Source organism: Paenibacillus azoreducens (assembly GCF_021654775.1).
GTDB lineage: Bacteria > Bacillota > Bacilli > Paenibacillales > Paenibacillaceae > Paenibacillus_AQ > Paenibacillus_AQ azoreducens.
This window is the reverse complement of the sequence record NZ_AP025343.1, coordinates 7207374-7225000: the sequence shown is the minus strand read 5'-3', so window position 1 is coordinate 7225000 and position 17627 is coordinate 7207374. Positions and strand designations below refer to the sequence as shown.

The 17627-nt window shown below is 47.9% G+C and carries 18 protein-coding genes, 2 rRNA genes and 1 riboswitch (1 of these 21 only partly in view); of the genes, 18 read left to right on the top strand and 2 right to left on the bottom strand.

The genetic code is table 11. The features are described 5' to 3' along the window. From L6442_RS32415 to L6442_RS32405, 3 genes are all read left to right on the top strand, one after another. Positions 1–920 (top strand): 23S ribosomal RNA (locus tag L6442_RS32415) (it extends 2008 nt beyond the left edge of the window). Positions 921–1068: 148 nt separating this feature from the next. Beyond that, positions 1069–1185: ribosomal RNA gene (gene rrf, locus L6442_RS32410) — 5S ribosomal RNA — on the top strand. Positions 1186–1495: 310 nt separating this feature from the next. Beyond that, entirely contained in the window at positions 1496–1915 is a 420-nt protein-coding gene (locus L6442_RS32405) for a hypothetical protein (RefSeq protein WP_194234449.1), read from the top strand. A 255-nt stretch (positions 1916–2170) separates the two neighbouring features. Here the strand turns inward: L6442_RS32405 and L6442_RS33020 are convergent, their stop codons facing one another. Next, positions 2171–2437: a hypothetical protein gene (locus tag L6442_RS33020; protein WP_228101445.1), complete on the bottom strand. Its 267-nt coding sequence runs from the start codon at positions 2435–2437 to the stop codon at positions 2171–2173. A gap of 467 nt (positions 2438–2904) precedes the next feature. Here L6442_RS33020 and L6442_RS32395 point away from each other — a divergent pair, with 467 nt between their 5' ends. From L6442_RS32395 to rsmI, 10 genes are all read left to right on the top strand, one after another. After that, positions 2905–3090: a sigma factor G inhibitor Gin gene (locus L6442_RS32395; protein ID WP_194234447.1), complete on the top strand. Its 186-nt coding sequence runs from the start codon at positions 2905–2907 to the stop codon at positions 3088–3090. 239 nt (positions 3091–3329) lie between these two features. After that, complete coding sequence (locus tag L6442_RS32390) at positions 3330–4934, top strand: aminotransferase class I/II-fold pyridoxal phosphate-dependent enzyme (RefSeq protein ID WP_212980932.1); 1605 nt, start codon at positions 3330–3332, stop codon at positions 4932–4934. Beyond that, positions 4931–5575 carry a dTMP kinase gene (gene tmk / locus L6442_RS32385; RefSeq protein WP_212980931.1) on the top strand — a complete coding sequence of 215 codons (645 nt, stop codon included), beginning with the start codon at positions 4931–4933 and terminating at the stop codon, positions 5573–5575. The genes L6442_RS32390 and tmk overlap by 4 nt, the downstream gene beginning before the upstream one ends. Before the next feature lie 507 nt (positions 5576–6082). Then, a complete protein-coding gene (locus L6442_RS32380) occupies positions 6083–6412 on the top strand; it encodes a cyclic-di-AMP receptor (protein WP_194234444.1) in 330 nt (109 codons plus the stop codon). Positions 6413–6520: 108 nt separating this feature from the next. After that, positions 6521–6964, top strand: a complete 444-nt coding sequence (locus L6442_RS32375) for a YaaR family protein (RefSeq protein ID WP_212980930.1) — start codon at positions 6521–6523, stop codon at positions 6962–6964. A gap of 98 nt (positions 6965–7062) precedes the next feature. Continuing rightward, on the top strand, positions 7063–8037 hold the full coding sequence (gene holB, locus L6442_RS32370; protein ID WP_212980929.1) for a DNA polymerase III subunit delta': 975 nt from the start codon (positions 7063–7065) through the stop codon (positions 8035–8037). Positions 8038–8083: 46 nt separating this feature from the next. Further along, positions 8084–8884, top strand: coding sequence for a PSP1 domain-containing protein (locus L6442_RS32365; RefSeq protein ID WP_194234441.1), 801 nt, complete (start codon positions 8084–8086; stop codon positions 8882–8884). Positions 8885–8913: 29 nt separating this feature from the next. Beyond that, positions 8914–9276, top strand: a complete 363-nt coding sequence (gene yabA / locus L6442_RS32360) for a DNA replication initiation control protein YabA (protein WP_212980928.1) — start codon at positions 8914–8916, stop codon at positions 9274–9276. A 159-nt stretch (positions 9277–9435) separates the two neighbouring features. Continuing rightward, positions 9436–10197 carry a tRNA1(Val) (adenine(37)-N6)-methyltransferase gene (locus L6442_RS32355; protein ID WP_212980927.1) on the top strand — a complete coding sequence of 254 codons (762 nt, stop codon included), beginning with the start codon at positions 9436–9438 and terminating at the stop codon, positions 10195–10197. Beyond that, positions 10194–11078: a 16S rRNA (cytidine(1402)-2'-O)-methyltransferase gene (gene rsmI, locus L6442_RS32350; RefSeq protein ID WP_212980926.1), complete on the top strand. Its 885-nt coding sequence runs from the start codon at positions 10194–10196 to the stop codon at positions 11076–11078. Before L6442_RS32355 ends, rsmI begins: the two co-directional genes overlap by 4 nt. 200 nt (positions 11079–11278) lie before the next feature. Here rsmI and L6442_RS32345 read toward each other — a convergent pair whose 3' ends face one another. Further along, the gene (locus L6442_RS32345; protein ID WP_036712714.1) at positions 11279–11533 is read right to left on the bottom strand and encodes an AbrB/MazE/SpoVT family DNA-binding domain-containing protein; all 255 of its coding nucleotides are present in this window, start codon (positions 11531–11533) and stop codon (positions 11279–11281) included. Between the two features lie 313 nt (positions 11534–11846). On the opposite strand from L6442_RS32345, the gene L6442_RS32340 reads away from it, so the two are divergent. From L6442_RS32340 to rsmA, 5 genes are all read left to right on the top strand, one after another. Next, positions 11847–13127, top strand: a complete 1281-nt coding sequence (locus tag L6442_RS32340) for an HD domain-containing protein (RefSeq protein WP_212980925.1) — start codon at positions 11847–11849, stop codon at positions 13125–13127. Between the two features lie 166 nt (positions 13128–13293). Continuing rightward, complete coding sequence (locus tag L6442_RS32335; protein ID WP_212980924.1) at positions 13294–14064, top strand: TatD family hydrolase; 771 nt, start codon at positions 13294–13296, stop codon at positions 14062–14064. Positions 14065–14270: 206 nt separating this feature from the next. Then, positions 14271–14491, top strand: a riboswitch (cyclic di-AMP (ydaO/yuaA leader). Between the two features lie 273 nt (positions 14492–14764). Then, positions 14765–15925, top strand: a complete 1161-nt coding sequence (locus tag L6442_RS32330; protein ID WP_212980923.1) for a resuscitation-promoting factor — start codon at positions 14765–14767, stop codon at positions 15923–15925. Positions 15926–16121: 196 nt separating this feature from the next. After that, positions 16122–16670 (top strand): ribonuclease M5, encoded by a 549-nt coding sequence (gene rnmV, locus L6442_RS32325; RefSeq protein ID WP_212980922.1) that lies wholly within the window; start codon positions 16122–16124, stop codon positions 16668–16670. Beyond that, positions 16670–17554, top strand: coding sequence for a 16S rRNA (adenine(1518)-N(6)/adenine(1519)-N(6))-dimethyltransferase RsmA (gene rsmA / locus L6442_RS32320; RefSeq protein WP_272880365.1), 885 nt, complete (start codon positions 16670–16672; stop codon positions 17552–17554). The genes rnmV and rsmA overlap by 1 nt, the downstream gene beginning before the upstream one ends. Positions 17555–17627 lie beyond the last annotated feature (73 nt).

Below are 17627 nucleotides of genomic sequence, written 5' to 3'. Positions count from 1 at the left end.
GGCGTAACGACTTGGGCGCTGTCTCAACGAGAGATCCGGTGAAATTTTAATACCTGTGAAGATGCAGGTTACCCGCGACAAGACGGAAAGACCCCATGGAGCTTTACTGCAGCTTGATATTGGATTTGGGTACGATCTGTACAGGATAGGTGGGAGCCTAAGAAGCCTGAGCGCCAGCTTAGGTGGAGGCGCCGTTGGGATACCACCCTGATCGTATCTAGGTTCTAACCTGGTACCGTAATCCGGTGCGGGGACAGTGTCAGGTGGGCAGTTTGACTGGGGCGGTCGCCTCCTAAAGAGTAACGGAGGCGCCCCAAGGTTCCCTCAGAATGGTTGGAAATCATTCGAAGAGTGCAAAGGCAGAAGGGAGCTTGACTGCGAGACCTACAAGTCGAGCAGGGACGAAAGTCGGGCTTAGTGATCCGGTGGTACCGCATGGAAGGGCCATCGCTCAACGGATAAAAGCTACCCTGGGGATAACAGGCTTATCTCCCCCAAGAGTCCACATCGACGGGGAGGTTTGGCACCTCGATGTCGGCTCATCGCATCCTGGGGCTGAAGTAGGTCCCAAGGGTTGGGCTGTTCGCCCATTAAAGCGGTACGCGAGCTGGGTTCAGAACGTCGTGAGACAGTTCGGTCCCTATCTGTCGTGGGCGTAGGAAATTTGAGAGGAGCTGTCCTTAGTACGAGAGGACCGGGATGGACGTACCGCTGGTGCACCAGTTGTTCCGCCAGGAGCATGGCTGGGTAGCTACGTACGGAAGGGATAAGCGCTGAAAGCATCTAAGCGTGAAGCCCCCCTCAAGATGAGATTTCCCAACTAGTAAGACCCCTTGAAGACGACGAGGTAGATAGGTTGGAGGTGGAAGTGCAGCAATGCATGGAGCTGACCAATACTAATCGGTCGAGGGCTTATCCTAAAAAATACCCCAAAAAGTGAAGCGTATGCTTCGCGGATGATTCCGATTACTTTTCGGGGCCCCGGGATTTAAAACCGGGAAATGCTACGGAGAATTAAAACGCAAAACGTTTCGTATCTAGTTTTCAGGTGATCAAACACTTGAATCGTTTGGTGGCGATGGCGGAGGGGTTCCACGCGTACCCATCCCGAACACGACCGTTAAGCCCTCCAGCGCCGATGGTACTTGGACCGAAGGGTCCTGGGAGAGTAGGACGTTGCCAAGCGAAGGACCACTGTTGATGTATAATCGACGGTGGTTTTTTTATTTTACACAGACAGAAGACTTTTTTATTGAAAGTTGAACTTCCGATAAGAGAAGGAGATACGATGTTTTATGATTGGAATGACTCAGGGAGGTATTTTGCATCTCGGAATTATGATTGAAATTGTTAATAGTCCGCTTTAAATTGAGCTTTATAAAGTGACATTTTTGTTACCAGCAGGCTAAAAGTAGTAAGTATAATATGGAGTGTACATGTCAGGAGGTGCGTTTAAGTATTTATAGGAAACGATCTTGGAAGAAGGAGGACATACATGCGCAAACGATCTTGGCTGCATGCTCTTCTTTTGTTGGGTATCGTCACTATTTTGCTCGTAGGGTGTGGTAAGTCTCAGCCGTCCTGGACATCTTTTGATGGTGCAGCGAATGAGAAGACTTTTCCCGTGCCAAAGGAAGCAAATCGAACTGATCGTAATGTAGGTAACAATAAAATAGATTATGTCCGATATTCAATGGATGGCCTGAAGGAAAGTGACACTTTCCCCGAAGCTTATTTGGAAAAAATCAAAGAGTGGGGATGGAAAGAAAACGAAGAAGAATCCGAGGGGACTTCCAAAGTATTTGAAAAACAAAATCGAATCGTTCATTTAACAATTCATGATAACTATTTTACGGTGACCGTCCTTCCGAAAGGCAAGGCGGCCGTGAAAAGCAGTGACTCAACAAAACCATAAAGACCCGCATCTGTGGATGCAGGTCTTTTTTTAACATATCATAAAGTATAAACTTCCGGGGTCCCCGCAAAGTAATCGGAATAAGCTTCAAAGGCTACACGTCACTTTGTGGGGTTATTTTAGATGTGCGACTTATACATGGTGCGATGTCCGGCTGGCGAAGTAGGTCGAGCCTTCTGGCGTTTCTAACCTGTGTGCAGAAGGACACAACGACGAATCGGAAGCCGTTTTGTGGATAAGTCAAATGTGTCGATATCATTGTTTATAATAGGAGATATCCTGATTGTTGAATTTGATCATGCCATCCTTGCGTAGTCCGGCAAGTCGTGCATAAGCGTAAAAGCGCGGAAGCAGCAGCCAGAAATGCCAAAACAGCAAAGATACCACAAAGGCAAGGGGAGACAAAAACATAAAAATGAGAAAGAGCAGAAGGCCGACACCCGTAATATATGTATACACCTTGCGAAATAACCGGAAACTGATGTGTTGATCGGTGATATATCCAATCCAAGGTAGTTGCATGGAAAATTTCCACCGTTTGTGATAAGAGGATCCGGATAATAGCAATACCGACCGCGAGATAACATAATGAATCCATAAGACGAGCGGTGCTGCCAACGTAAAATAGAACATACTCATCCAGGAGAACAGAAATATTTCTGCTATCAATGCGATATAGGGAAGAAGGAGGTAGCAGCGGACCAAAAGCCGCGTGACAGGAATCCTTTTAATTAATTTATAGTGATAAAAGGTAGCGTTAGTATTATTTTCATCAGCCATAGAAAAAGCTGTCCCCCTTACGGTCTTTATTTCATATATCGGCTGTTTGATAGTTTTTTTTTAAGTTTTTCGGTACAAACACGCGTAAAGTCTCAGCTGAATATGAATGATGTAGGTCATAAGAGATATGAAACAACTATGAAAGGGTTTAAAATAATAGAAAATGAGCCATACTTCATAGTAATCAAAGAAACAAGGTGGGATGGTTGATGGAAGATCATACCGAACACGTCTGTATTATCTGCGGGCTAACGAAAACAGAAGGTATTACAATCCTGTCTCAGTTTATTTGCGAGGATTGTGAATCTGAAATGGTTCATACGGATGCCGGTGATGCAAAATATAATTATTTTATTCATCAAATGAGACAAATCAGCATGCAGACACATGTTTGAACCAAAATGTCTTGCAATTCCCAATAGTGAATACTTATGCTTCTGCACCTATTTGTGGAAGAAGGAGGGGCCGGCTGAATGCTTGCCCTTTTTTGTTCACGGCGAAAATGAAAAATGCCGTTGATGGCGATATGTACTTCGTAAAAAGTGTCGAAGGCACAAGTCCTTTCTATTAGCCGGATGGTTCAATATACGTTAAAATAGGGTAGAAGATTGAACCGGAAGGAATCGAATAAGTGATGGATCGAGAAAAAGGGCGAAAAGATCATGCGCCTTTGTATGAGGCGTTATATCAATATAAAAGCAGCAGACAGGCTTCCTTTCATGTACCGGGGCATAAAAAAGGCAGAGCCTATGCCCCACATGGAGGGGCAGGTTTCCTGGAACAGATCATGGAAGCGGATGTAACGGAAATTACCGGCACAGATGATCTTCATCATCCGGAAGGTATCATCCGTGATGCGCAGCGATTGGCGGCGGAATGTTTCGGTGCAGAGGACAGTTTCTTTCTGGTGGGGGGCAGTACATCCGGTAATCTGGCGATGATTTTGACGGTATGTGCACATCCGGGAGATATTTTGTTGGTGCAGCGGAACGTACATAAGTCCGTATTGAATGGTTTGATGCTAGCGGGTGCGAAGGCGGTATTTCTGCAGCCGCAGCTCGATGAAGGCAGCGGGCTTGCGACGGCGCCCGCAGCCGAAGCAATTGCTGCCGCATTAGCCGCGTATCCGGCGGCCAAAGGCGTGCTCATCACCATGCCGAATTACTACGGCATGGGAACGGATTTGGCGCCGCTTGCGAAAGTCTGCCACCGGCACGGTGTGCCGCTGCTGGTAGACGAAGCGCACGGCGCCCATTACGGGCAGCATCCACAGCTGCCCGCAAGCGCATTGGCCAGCGGCGCGGACGTCGTCGTGCAGTCGACGCACAAGATGCTGGCCGCGCTCACCATGGGAGCCATGCTGCATGTGCAGGGTCCGCGCATAAACCGCGGACTGCTCCGCCAGCGGCTCGCCATGGTGCAAAGCTCGAGCCCATCGTATCCCGTGATGGGCTCGCTGGACCTGGCGCGGCGCCTCCTGCATATGCAGGGCGCCGCGGCTTTCACGGCGGGGCTTGCCGCCGTGGAAGCACTAAAGCGCGGCCTGGCGGAGCTGCCGCGCTTTGGGCTGCTGCACCCGCAGGAGCAGCAGCGTGATGCAGCCGCCGGCGCGGCCTCGGCGGCGTATACAACGCAGGACCCCTTCAAGGTGGTCATATATGACCGCACCGGGGTCCTGAGCGGCTACGAGCTGCAGCGGAGGCTGGAAGCCTGCGGCTGCATACCTGAAATGAGCGATGACCGGTACGTGGTCCTGCTCTACAGTTTAGGGTCGACGGAAGAGGATACCCGTCACCTTTTGGCGGCTCTTGCGCATATATCTGTAGAGAAGGCGAATGCCCAGCCTTTACCGTCAGCAAAGGCAAATGCGGTCAGCAACCCTGGTCAAAGCTCTCCAGCTGTAAAGAACGAAAAAAGTGATTTTGTCGAATTTTCCACGTGGAACAATTTTGCCGGGACCGATTTTTCAGAGCCTGTATCCTTCAACTTGATCCCCCTGAAGCCGGATGAGGTGGAAGCAGTTTCGCTTCAATCCAGTTCGGGCAGAATAGCGGCCGAAATGATCATTCCGTATCCGCCGGGCATACCGATCCTCTATCCGGGAGAGCGAATAACCGAAACGGCGGCTTGCGGGCTGCAAGGACTTGCAAAGGCCGGGGCTAAATGTCAGGGTGCACAGGATCCGAAACTCGGCACGATACTTGTATACAAAACACCAGAACAGGAGAATATGGAATGAATAAGAGCCAGGGGATATTCGTAACGCTGGAGGGAGGAGATGGATCCGGAAAAACGACAGTCATCGATAGACTAAAAACCTATTTGGAAAACCGCCCGATTCCGCATATTATTACACGCGAGCCTGGAGGAATTGAAATCGCCGAGAAAATCCGCGAGATTATATTGAATCCCAGTCACACGGCGATGGATGCTCGTACCGAGGCTTTGCTGTATGCGGCTTCGCGAAGCCAGCATTTGGCGGAACGGGTCGAACCGGCGCTGGCCGAAGGCAAATTGGTGCTGTGTGACCGGTTTGTGGACAGCAGCCTCGTTTATCAGGGGTATGCTCGGGGAATCGGAGTGGATCAGGTATGGAGCATCAATCAATTTGCGATCCATGACCGAATGCCTCAGCTCACCTTTTACCTTGATATCGAGCCGGAGATTGGAATGGCACGCATTGCCGCCAGCAAGGAACGGGAGGTAAACCGCTTGGATCTGGAAGGACTGCCCTTTCATCATAAAGTGCGGGAAGGCTACATGAAACTTGTGGAGCGCTTTCCGGATCGGATCGTGGTTATTGATGCCTCACAGACGATTGAAAATGTCGAACGGGACATTATTCGTAGTCTGGAAGAACGTATTTTAAAGGATTTTTGATGATCTTTGTCAAATAAGTAAGGTATAGCTTGCACCTTGGGACGAGGCAGCGCGTTCGTTTTCGACTTTCGATACGAATCGCAATATGATATTCAAAGATTAGAAACAATAGATGGACCGAGACATAATACGTTCGGGCTATATCAGTTGAATGAGTGAAAAGGATAAGGAATATGCCGAGAGGGTTCAATATCGAAGAAGAACCATTTTAGAATATTGAACTTAGGAGAAAGATTTGCGGAGAAGTTGAAGGCTTTTTGAAAAAGCTGCTTCGGAAGCAATTGCCGCGTTTGCCTAAAAGCTTTCCGCAGGGAAGCCAGCGTCGTAAGCATATGCTTTGTGAGCGGATTTTGATCACCCGGCTGCCTTCATCCGTTTAATTCATATTGATTCAACTTATATCTATTGTATCTGGTATATCACCCGGAAAAAGTCTGGAAACGTAATGTTGCTATAGTCCTGATGGATATTTTGGCAAGTTGAAAATTAAAGAGGAGGGAATGCAGGATGAAACTGATCGTTGCGATTATACAGGATAAAGACAGCAACCGTTTGTCGGCAGGACTGGTCAAGGCGAATTTTCGGGCAACCAAGCTGGCAAGTACCGGCGGGTTTCTTCGCGCAGGAAACACCACATTTATGATTGGGGTGGACGATAGTCAGGTTGAAGCTGTTTTGAACGTCATCCGCAGCAGTTGTAAAGTCAGGGAGCAGCTTGTAACTCCGGTTACGCCGATGAGTGGTACGACAGATTCTTATTTGCCTCTTCCCGTAGAAGTTCAGGTGGGCGGGGCTACCGTATTCGTACTTCCGGTTGACCGGTTCGAACATTTCTAATCGCTTGGTCTATTCGAAAATATAATCATTTGAAGGTCCGGGTTTATTGAATGACCCATTATCGATATCAGAATCAACCATTCCCGGCAATAAAGGCAGGAGATTATCGTGAAAATCAATCCGGGGTTTAGACCCATTAAAAGCGAACTTCCGGTAACGGATGGCTCAACCAAACCCGTACAGCAAAAATCCTTCCTTGATGTGATGCAGCAGCAGACGCAGAATGCTTCCAGTGAGGAACTCGACAGGCGTTTCAAGGAAATTCAAATGCAAGGAGACCGCTTGGCCCGTTCCATGACCATCCGCGAGCTTAAAGCTTATCGCATGATGGTAAAACGGTTTTTGGAAGATACCGTAAGGCGCGGCGTTACCATGAAGGAAGCGAGGGGCTGGGACCGGCGCGGACGGGGAAAACGCTATAAATTAATTGATGAAATTGACGCCGCTTTGCTGGGGATGGCCGATGATTTGCTGGAAAGCGAACAGGGGAAAATTGAACTGCTGCAGCGCATCGGCGAAATCCGAGGAATGCTGATCAATCTTGCGTTTTGAAGAAATAGGAATGAACATAATCATCTTTAGTGTGATACACTAAAGCATGGAAGCAATCACTCGGGCCATCATTGCTGGTCTTAAGGAAGAGAGGAAATATGTCTTTTCAGGATATTATGGGACAGGATGCGGCGAAGAAGCTATTGCAAAATGCGCTTCGCAGCGATTCCGTCAGCCATGCTTACATTTTCAGCGGACCCGCCGGGAGTGGGCAGATGAAGACGGCGCTTGCCTTTGCGCAAGCACTGTTTTGTACCGAAAGCAAAGATGACGCCTGCGGACATTGTCTCGAATGCCGAAAGGTAGAGCACGGCAATCACCCCGATCTTCATCTCCTCGCTCCCGACGGTTCTTCCATTAAAATAGATCAGATCCGCGAACTGCAGCGGGTCTTTTCCTATCGTTCGGAATCGAAGAATCCGAAAGTATATATTATTGATCATGCAGATACCATGACTGTTCAGGCGGCCAACAGTTTGCTCAAGTTTCTAGAGGAGCCTCCGCTGCCGGCTGTTGCCGTGTTGATCACCGAAAATGGACAGGCATTGCTGCCGACGATTCAATCGCGCGCCCAGACTGTTCCTTTTTTTTCATTGAACCCGGCTCATATGCTGCAGCAGCTGGTTGATGAGGGACACCCTCCGCTCCTTGCCCGCTGTGCCGTGCATCTATCCTCTGGACTGGACGGCTGCCGCGAATTGATTGAGCAGAATTGGTTTGCAGAAATTAGAAACGTAGTGTTACAATTAGGGAAGGAAGCTCTCGGACGCGGCAGCTCCGCCCTGGTGACCGCAGGGCAGAAGGTGTTCAAAGCCGGACTTTCCGATCATCTGGATTTACTGTTAAGTTTGTTTCATTTGTGGTTCAAAGATATGCTTTACGTACAATACGGTAAGCACGAAAGTATCGTTTTCATAGATCAGTTGGAGTTCTTATCCACATATGCCTCATCCCGCAGCACAGCACAATGGGTCTCCTATATGGACATGGCCGCAGAGTGCCGGAAAAAATTGCGCTACAATGTGAACGGCCAACTTTGTCTTGAACAATTTTTGATCGGTTTGGAAGGATAGCTTCAAGGGCCAGCCAATTTTCTCTGGCATACAAGGGGGTTAGTTTTTGTACAGTGTAGTGGGAGTCCGCTTTAAAAAAGCGGGTAAAATATATTACTTCGACCCGCTCGATTTCCCGATCGAAAGGGATCATAGCGTTATTGTTGAAACGGCGCGCGGAATCGAGTATGGTAAAGTTGTTGTTGGAAAAAAAGAGGTGCAGGAAGCCGATGTGGTATTGCCGCTGAAAAAGGTGATCCGCATCGCCGGCGACGCTGACGCACGTATTGTGGAAGAGAATAAGCGGGCTGCCAAAGAGGCTTTTACCACCTGTTTAAATAAAATTCGCGATCACGGGCTCAAAATGAAGCTGGTGGACGTGGAATTTACGTTTGACCGGAATAAGATCATTTTCTATTTTACGGCCGAAGGAAGAGTGGATTTCCGGGAGCTGGTTAAAGATCTGGCCGGGATATTTCGGACACGGATCGAGCTCAGACAAATCGGGGTCCGGGACGAAGCAAAGATGTTGGGCGGTATTGGCCCATGCGGTCGCATCCTTTGCTGCTCCTCGTGGCTCGGCGATTTCGAACCGGTATCCATCAAAATGGCGAAGGACCAGAGCCTATCGCTGAATCCGACCAAAATTTCCGGTTTATGCGGAAGACTTATGTGCTGTCTGAAATTTGAGCATGATAATTACGAAAGTGTGAAGGAAGAACTGCCATCGGTAGGCAAAATCGTCATCACGTCTTTGGGCGAAGGCAAAGTGGTTGGCATCAACGCCGAAAACCGTTCCGTTCACGTCCAGCTGTTTGAGATCGGAAAGGTCAAGGAACTGCAAATGGATGACGTTGTCATTAAGTAGACCAATAGGGTTACTTTCGGGGTGGAGACTTGGAAAAGAAAAGTATTTTTGCACACATTCAAGAAATGGAAACGCAAATGGGACAGATCCACAGTGATCTGGGTGAGATGAAGCTTATTATGAAAGAACTGTTGGAGGAGAATCACCGCTTAACGTTAGAAAATGAACACCTCCGCAAAATACTGAAGGAAGCTTTGCCTGCCGAAGAGGGAACTCCTTTGCCCCAGCCGCATGTCACGATGAAGAATGAGCATCCAAATGAAGTGGTGGGGGAAGGATACGACAATTTGGCAAGGCTTTATCATGAAGGCTTTCACATCTGCAATGTGTATTATGGACATTTGCGTACGGAAGGCGATTGCCTTTTCTGCCTGTCTTTTTTGAATAAATGAGGCCGTAGGAGCGACTCCTACGGTTTTTTTTCAGATATGGGGAGACTTATGAAATGCCCCGGTGATTCCTCAATCGAAATCATTTGCTTGTTGAAGCGAGTAATTGTATATAATAAATGGAAATAACATGAAGATTATGGATAAAAGGGAATGGAACCGATGAATAAAGAGAATGGCCTTTTGGAACCATCAGAACGTATTGACGATCTGCTGACCCATGATTTGCGAATTATTCAAAGCGATGAGGTATTCAGCTTTTCGATGGATGCTGTTCTTCTCGCCCGCTTTGCGGGTATTCCATCCAAAGGGAAAATAATGGATCTTTGCACAGGCAACGGGGTTATTCCACTGCTGCTGAGCACACGCACCAAGGCGCAGATCGAAGGGATAGAAATTCAGCCTCGGCTTGCAGGCATGGCAAAACGAAGTGTGATCATGAACGAGCTGCAGGAAAAAATCATGATCCGGGAAGGTGATCTAAGGGAACTGTATAAGGAAACGGGGTATGGCGTATATGATGCCGTTACGGTAAATCCGCCTTACATGCCGCTGAACGGAAGCGATATTAAGTTGAACCGGCATCAGGCAATCGCGAGGCATGAGATCAGCTGCACCTTGGAGGAAGTGATCGAGTCCTGTTACCGTTTAGTCAAGCCGGGCGGAAAGATAAATATGGTACATAAACCGCAGCGGCTTGGTGATATTATGGCATTGATGCGGCAGTATCGGCTTGAGCCGAAACGGCTTCGGTTTGTGCATCCAAGGGCACATCTGGAAGCGAATATGGTGTTAATTGAAGCTATACGGGACGGCAAACCGGAAGTAAGGCTTTTGCCGCCGCTGATTGTTTACGATGACAATAACCGGTATTGCCCGGAAATCATGAAAATATATTACGGTTCCGAAGAGGGAGAAGTATGAGTCTAACGTGTCAAAGCAGTTTTCAAGAGCAGTCTGGCAGTGGCAAGGGAGCGCTATATCTTGTGGCCACACCGATCGGCAATTTGGAGGACATCACGTTCCGGGCCATCCGGACGCTTAAGGAATGCGATATTATTGCGGCGGAGGATACGCGCCAGACCCGCAAATTGCTGACCCATTTCGAGATTAGCCCGCAGATGCTGTTCAGTTATCATGAGCATAATAAGGCCGCGAGCGGGCCTGAACTAATACGATATATAATAGAAGGAAAAAATTTAGCGCTCGTCAGTGACGCCGGCTTGCCGGCGATTTCCGACCCGGGAGCGGATCTGGTGAAGCTTGCGGTCGAGGAAGGAATCCCTGTCATTCCAATTCCAGGAGCCAATGCCGCATTATCCGCTTTGATTGCTTCCGGCCTTCCAACCGATAGATTTACCTTTATCGGCTTTTTGCCGCGGGAACGTAAAGAAATCGAGTCCATTCTCGGGGCATTCCGGTCATCACAAGGGACGTTGTTGTTTTACGAATCGCCGCATCGGGTAATCAAAACCTTGAATATCCTTCAGGATGTACTTGGCAACCGGAAGGTAGCTTTGGCAAGAGAACTGACGAAACGTTATGAGGAATTTGTCCGCGGCAGCATAGATGAATGTTTGGCATTTCTTCAGGATCATCCGCCGCAAGGGGAGTATTGTTTGGTAGTGGAAGGCGCGAGCTTTCAAGAGGAGCAGGAACAGCTTTCCTCCTGGTGGAAGGATTTGACCCTTGAGCAGCATGTGGCACATTATGAATCAGAAGGGTTGTCCCGCAAAGATGCCATGAAGAAAACAGCAGGGGACCGGGGTGTTTCGAAGCGGGACGTTTATAATGCATTAATTTAGGTCTGAAAGACGAATTTTGGGATGAAAATAGAAGGAACGCGGGGGAATAGCGATTTATAGCGCCCCCGTGTATAGGCAGCAGCCGGGTGACAGGCAAAAAAATGTCTCCAAAGGCCGGGTTCATAGCCTAGGAGACACCAAGGAGATATGAAAAAGGTTAGAATTAACAAATAGAATAATACTATTATATACTAAAAATCTTAATTTGTCACAGGTGTAGGAATTTCGGAAATGCAATCATGGCAAACAATTTTACCTTTGAAATAAGTTACGTTCTCAGCATTTCCACAGAAGATGCAGGCCGGTTCGTATTTCTTGAGCATGATGCGCTCCCCGTCCACGTAAATTTCCAATGCGTCCTTTTCACCGATGCCCAAAGTGCGGCGCAATTCAATTGGAATAACGACCCGGCCCAGTTCATCTACTTTTCTTACAATACCAGTTGATTTCATCATAACTGATCATTGCTCCTCTCGCCATAGTTTTATAATGTCATAATTCGACAACGTTCTCTCTTTTATGATATCAATAATACCAACGATTCCCAAAACAGTCAACCTGAAAATTTGTTACCAGGAAAGGCACAGATTGAACGAATACCGTAAGTATCACTAATATCAAGATTCTCCCCCATTATATAACGTTGGAAGGATAATGTCGATTTGGAAACCTTTATTTCTACCTTTAATGACATGTTTCGACAATGATTGTCGAAAAAATTTCAAAATGTTTTAATTTTAAATCATAAAGAAGGGGATGAATAAGACCATGCATACCTTAAATGAAGAAAAAGTATTCAAGGATCCGGTACATAATTATATTCATGTTCAACATTCCACCATTTGGCGGCTTATTAATACGGTAGAATTTCAGCGTCTGCGGCGAATTCGCCAGCTTGGCACCTCCTATTTAACATTTCATGGGGCGGAACACAGCCGATTCTCCCATTCCTTGGGCGTGTATGAGATTACCCGCCGGATTATCTCGCAGTTTGAGCGAAGCGGTTATGCCGATTGGCCTAACAGCGAAAAGCTGCTCACGCTTTGTGCGGCCCTGCTGCATGATCTGGGACACGGGCCTTTTTCCCATTCCATCGAAGAAGCTTTTCATATGGATCATGAAGATTGGACCCGAAAAATCATTATGGGCGACACCGAAGTGAATGAGATTTTAACCGAGGTATCCACTGATTTTCCTTCCAAGGTCGCGTCGGTCATTGCCAAGGATTACGTTAATCCCATCGTGGTGAATCTGGTGTCAAGTCCACTTGATGCCGACCGGATGGATTATTTGCTGCGCGATGCCTATTATACGGGCGTAAATTACGGAACCATCGATATTGACCGCATTCTACGAATGCTCCGCCCTTATCAGGGAAGGATTGTGGTCAAAGAATCAGGCATGCACGCGGTGGAAGATTACCTCATGTCCAGGTATCAGATGTACTGGCAAGTATATTTTCATCCGGTGACCCGTAGTTCGGAAATTATTTTACGGCAAATTTTCCGTCGTGCCAAGGAGCTTTATCAAGATGGTTATTCCTTTGGCTTTATGATCGAACCTCTTCCCGGTCTATTTGAGGACAAACTTTCCGTACAGGATTATTTGCAGCTCGATGAGGCGCTGATCCAAATGGCGTTTATGCAGTGGACAAGGGAAAAGGATTCCGTGCTGCGGGAGCTGTGCAGCCGTTTTATGCACCGCAAGTTGTATAAATATGTAGAAGTTGAATCGGTGGATTCGAACATGATTGAGAAGATTCGCAGCGAGTTCAAACGAGTGGGACTCCATCCTGAATATGACCTCGAGATTGATTTTCCGACGGATCTTCCGTACGATGTATTTCGGCCGGGTGACGATTCCAGCCAAAAGCAAATTCTGCTCCTTGACCGTCAGGAACGGCTGCGTGAAATTTCAGAGGTGTCGGATATTGTCCGATCTATCAGCGGCATTCACCGCGGCAAGTACCATCTATATTATCCGGGATCCAAACTGAAGGACGTCATTTCTTCTCTTTCCGACCCGGTATCCCGTATTTTTAAGATATAAGAAAGTGTAAGTTTCGACCTACGCTTCTTATATCGCAAGAAAACTGCCGCTAAAAGCGGTCTGTCTTCTGTGAAAGTACAACGATAGACGTTTTTCGTATGCGATAATGACAAAATATGACGCGAATATTACACTATGTTTTGCGACATGAAAGGAGTTAAGCACGATGAATTTATTCGACACTCATACCCATCTGGATGCTCCGCAGTTCGACGAGGATCGCGAAGAGACCATCCAGCGGGCTTTGGATAACGGCGTCAGCCGTATGATCAATGTGGGCTTTAACCGGGACACCATTCCGTCCACGATGAAGCTGGCTGAAACATATGATTTTATTTATGCCGCCGTCGGCTGGCATCCGCAGGATGCGATTACGATGAAAGAGGGCGATCTGGAGTGGATTGCATCCTTATGCAGTCATGAGAAGGTCGTCGCGATCGGCGAAATCGGACTTGATTATTACTGGGACACGTCCCCCAAGGAAGTACAGCATCATGTTTTGCGCCAGCAGATTGGCCTTGCACGTGAACTGAAGATGCCGATTGTCATCCATAACCGGGATGCGCATGAGGATGTCGTCAAAATTTTGCGTGAAGAAAAAGCCAGTGAAGTCGGAGGCGTTATGCATTCCTATTCCGGAAGCTGGGAAACGGCCAAATTATGCCTGAATATGGGCTTTCATCTATCCTTTGGGGGACCGATCACGTTCAAAAACGCGAGACAACCCAAAGAAGTGCTTGCTCAAGTGCCGATGGACCGTTTATTGATTGAAACCGATTCACCTTACCTTACTCCCCACCCGTACCGCGGGAAGAGAAATGAGTCAGCTAACGTCCGGTTGGTAGCGGAAGCCGCTGCCCAAATTAAAGGGGTGGAAGTAGAGGAAATTGCCCAAATAACGACCAGAAATGCGATGGAACGATTTGGAATTGTTTGAAAACGGGAGAAAAACAGCTGAAAAAATGAGAATGAGCGAAGCATTAAAGAATTTTAACCAAAAAAACGATGAATATTACAAATTTTTAACCATATATTCAAATAAACGTGGTTGATTACCGCTTTACAACATGCATCAAAACAGGATATCATCTTGTCAGTGAGTCAGAGCTGCTGTAAGGAGTATCTTGTTTGCGGCAGTTCCATGAATCAGTCTCGCTGAATCTTTCGGTCTCGAAAGAACGGGGAAACCAATACATCAAGCAGGTCGATTAAGTCCGGCACCGGCTTATGTATTAGATTTCTGTTTGGAAATCTTTGGGGTGAATTCCGGAACCGTCCGCCATGAGCGGGCAGGTGAGGATCGGGCGACTCTCTTTTACGCCCAAACCCGACAGCTAACCTCGTAAGCGTCATAAAGAGAGGTTTTCGTGCATTTACTTTTCCTACATTCAGACACCCAGGAAGCCACGAAAGAGTCCTCATAAGCTCTTTACCAGGCTTCTTTTGTTTTTGAATAAAGGAGAAGGCATCATCATACTGTTGTATAACAGGAGGTGACAAATCATGAAAAAAAGACGGGTTCATGGTGCAAGAACTCATGATCCTTGTGGGTTCTTGTAAAAATTTGAGTATAGTCCGCGTCAAATCATTCATGCGTAACTCTAGAATGGCGGGACTATGTAAGGAGGATCGAGAAAGTGGGCGTTTTCCAACCAGAGAAGACCCATGATTCAAAAATCTCCAGCATGTCTTACGCATTGCGATGGAAGCATGAGAATTTGCGCCAAATCTCTACTGCAGCTATCGTTTCAATCGCGGTCACCATCATGATTTTGCTGCTTGTCAACACATCAACGCGCAAGCAGGTGTACTTGGTGGTAGATGGTCAAGTGAAATCGATTCAGACACATAAATCTGTTTTACAAGAAGTGCTGGAAGAACAGGCGATCAGCGTCAAGCCGCATGATCAGATATCCATGCCGCTAGGCGGGCCGCTTGAAGATGGAGACAAGGTGGTTATCGATCGCGCCGTTCCTGTACAACTGAAGGTGGACGGCTCCACCAAAAATTGGTACACAACCAAGGATACCGTTGGCGATGCCATCAAGGAAATGGGAGTCGCGCTGAAGGAGACCGATAAGATTACACCGGCGTTGACGGAACCTGTAACAGACAAAACGGATATTCGCATCGTGCGCATTAACAAGCAGATCGTTGAACGCGAAGAAAGCTTGCCTTTCCGCGTCATCAAAACTTCTGACCCTAGCCTGGCCAAAGGCGAGGTCCGTGTCATCCAGAAGGGTACTCCGGGCGTAATGGTCCAACATATCGAAAAGGTGTATCATGATGGCCAAATGGTCTCTAAACGTATGGTTGGCAAAGAAGTAAAATCGAAGACGCTTGATAAAGTCGTTGCTGTAGGAACCAAAAAGCCGGCTCCAGTGGTCGTTCAAACCGCAGTCGTCAAACCGACAAGCACAAGCACGGTCAAAACGAGCAAAGCGGTCAGCAGCAATAACCGCGCAAACAAAGCCGGTGCTAATTTTCAATACAAAAAAATGATCCATGTATCGATGACTGCCTATTCCGCCGGTGAGCCTGGTATCGGAACACGTACCGCCACAGGCACACGCGTAACCGAAGGGCGCACCATCGCCGTAGACCCCAAAGTGATTCCGCTTGGCTGGTGGGTATACATTGAAGGCGTAGGCTACCGCCGCGCTGAAGATACGGGCGGGGCGATCAAAGGCAACAAAATCGATATTTATTACGATTCCGTGAAGCGTGCCAATAACTTTGGCCGTAAATCCGGTCTTAAGGTATATGTCATCGGTCCGGTGAAGCCTGAATTGAATTAATTGTGCGTGTTCAAAAGCGAACTTTTTGAACAACCTCTAATTTGGTTTTACAATATCTTTCTAATGTTATAGTATTATGATCATGAAAATGTCATGCTAAAGAAGAGGAGCATTCCTCTTCTTTTTGTTATGTAGCTGTTCGTCAGACATGACGTCATGAAACGGATGAGCTTGTTGGAAAGGAAGAAGCCAGTACATGATCAAAGAAGTTATAGTCGTGGAAGGACGGGACGATACAGTGGCCGTGAAGCGGGCGGTGGAAGCCGATACGATCGAAACCGGAGGATCGGCCATTAACGCCCGGATTTTGAAGCGGATTGCGCTAGCGCAGGAACGCCGGGGAGTCATTGTGTTGACAGATCCCGATCATGCCGGGGAACGGATCCGCAAAATTATTGCAAACAAGGTTCCCGGCTGCAAGCATGCCTTCATTCCGGAAGTGGACGCGACGCGCAAAGGCGACATCGGTGTGGAGAACGCTTCTCCGGAGGCAATACAAAAAGCGCTCTCCCGGGTACATACGTCTTATGAAGGCGCCGAGAGCCAAATCGATATGGAGGATTTGATGGCCGCAGGCCTGCTGGTCCACGAGGATGCGGCCCGTAGACGCATGATCATGGGCAACCTACTTGGCATCGGGTATTGCAACGGGAAGCAGTTCTACAAACGTCTGGCTGTTTTTCAAATCACGCGCGAGGAATTTGCAGAGGCATTGGCGCGTTTGGAGGAGGAAGGTGAAAGTTGATGCACAGTATGGATGAAATCGCAACGCCAAGGCGGACGAAGGAGATTATTCACCGCCATGGGTTCTCCTTCAAGAAAAGCTTGGGGCAGAACTTTCTAATTGACCAAAATATTTTAAATAAAATCGTCGAGGCTGCAGGCCTGGATTCCAGCAAAGGAGCACTGGAAATCGGACCTGGAATCGGGGCGCTGACCGAGAAGCTGGCTCAGCAAGCCGCTGCCGTAACGGCCGTCGAGATAGATCAAAGACTGATACCGATCCTTCAGGAGGTGCTGGAGCCGTACCCTCAAGTGCGTATACACCACGGGGACGTGCTGAAGACCGATCTGGCGGCCTTGTTTAAACGGGATTTTGCGGATGTATCCAAGGTTAGTGTCGTAGCCAATTTGCCGTATTATGTAACGACGCCGATTTTGATGAAGCTGCTGGAAGAGAAGTTGCCGCTTGAGAACATCGTGGTGATGATTCAAAAGGAGGTCGCAGAGCGGATGGCGGCTTCGCCGGGAACAAAGGACTATGGCAGCCTCAGCATCGCCGTACAGTACTATAGCGTCCCTGAACTCGTCTGCATTGTGCCCAAGACGGTATTTATTCCGCAGCCGAATGTGGAATCGGCCGTCATTCGTTTGACGGTACGCGAGCAACCGCCGGTACAGGTCGATGATGAGAATTTCTTTTTCCAGGTGGTACATGCTGCTTTTGCCCAGCGCCGCAAAACGATTTCCAACAACCTCAAAACACGGTTTTTCCCGAAAGAAGGCCGGGAGCGTCTTGAGGTTTTGCTTGGTGAAGCCGGGATCGAACCCTCGCGTCGCGGGGAAACCCTTAGCCTGCAGGAATTCGCAACGCTTAGCAATGTGCTTTTGGGAGCAGGACTACGGTAGTGCCGGAAAAATCCCAGGTCATTCATTCCATCACAGGTACAAAAAACTTTGGAGGCGCTTGCTGCGCTTTATT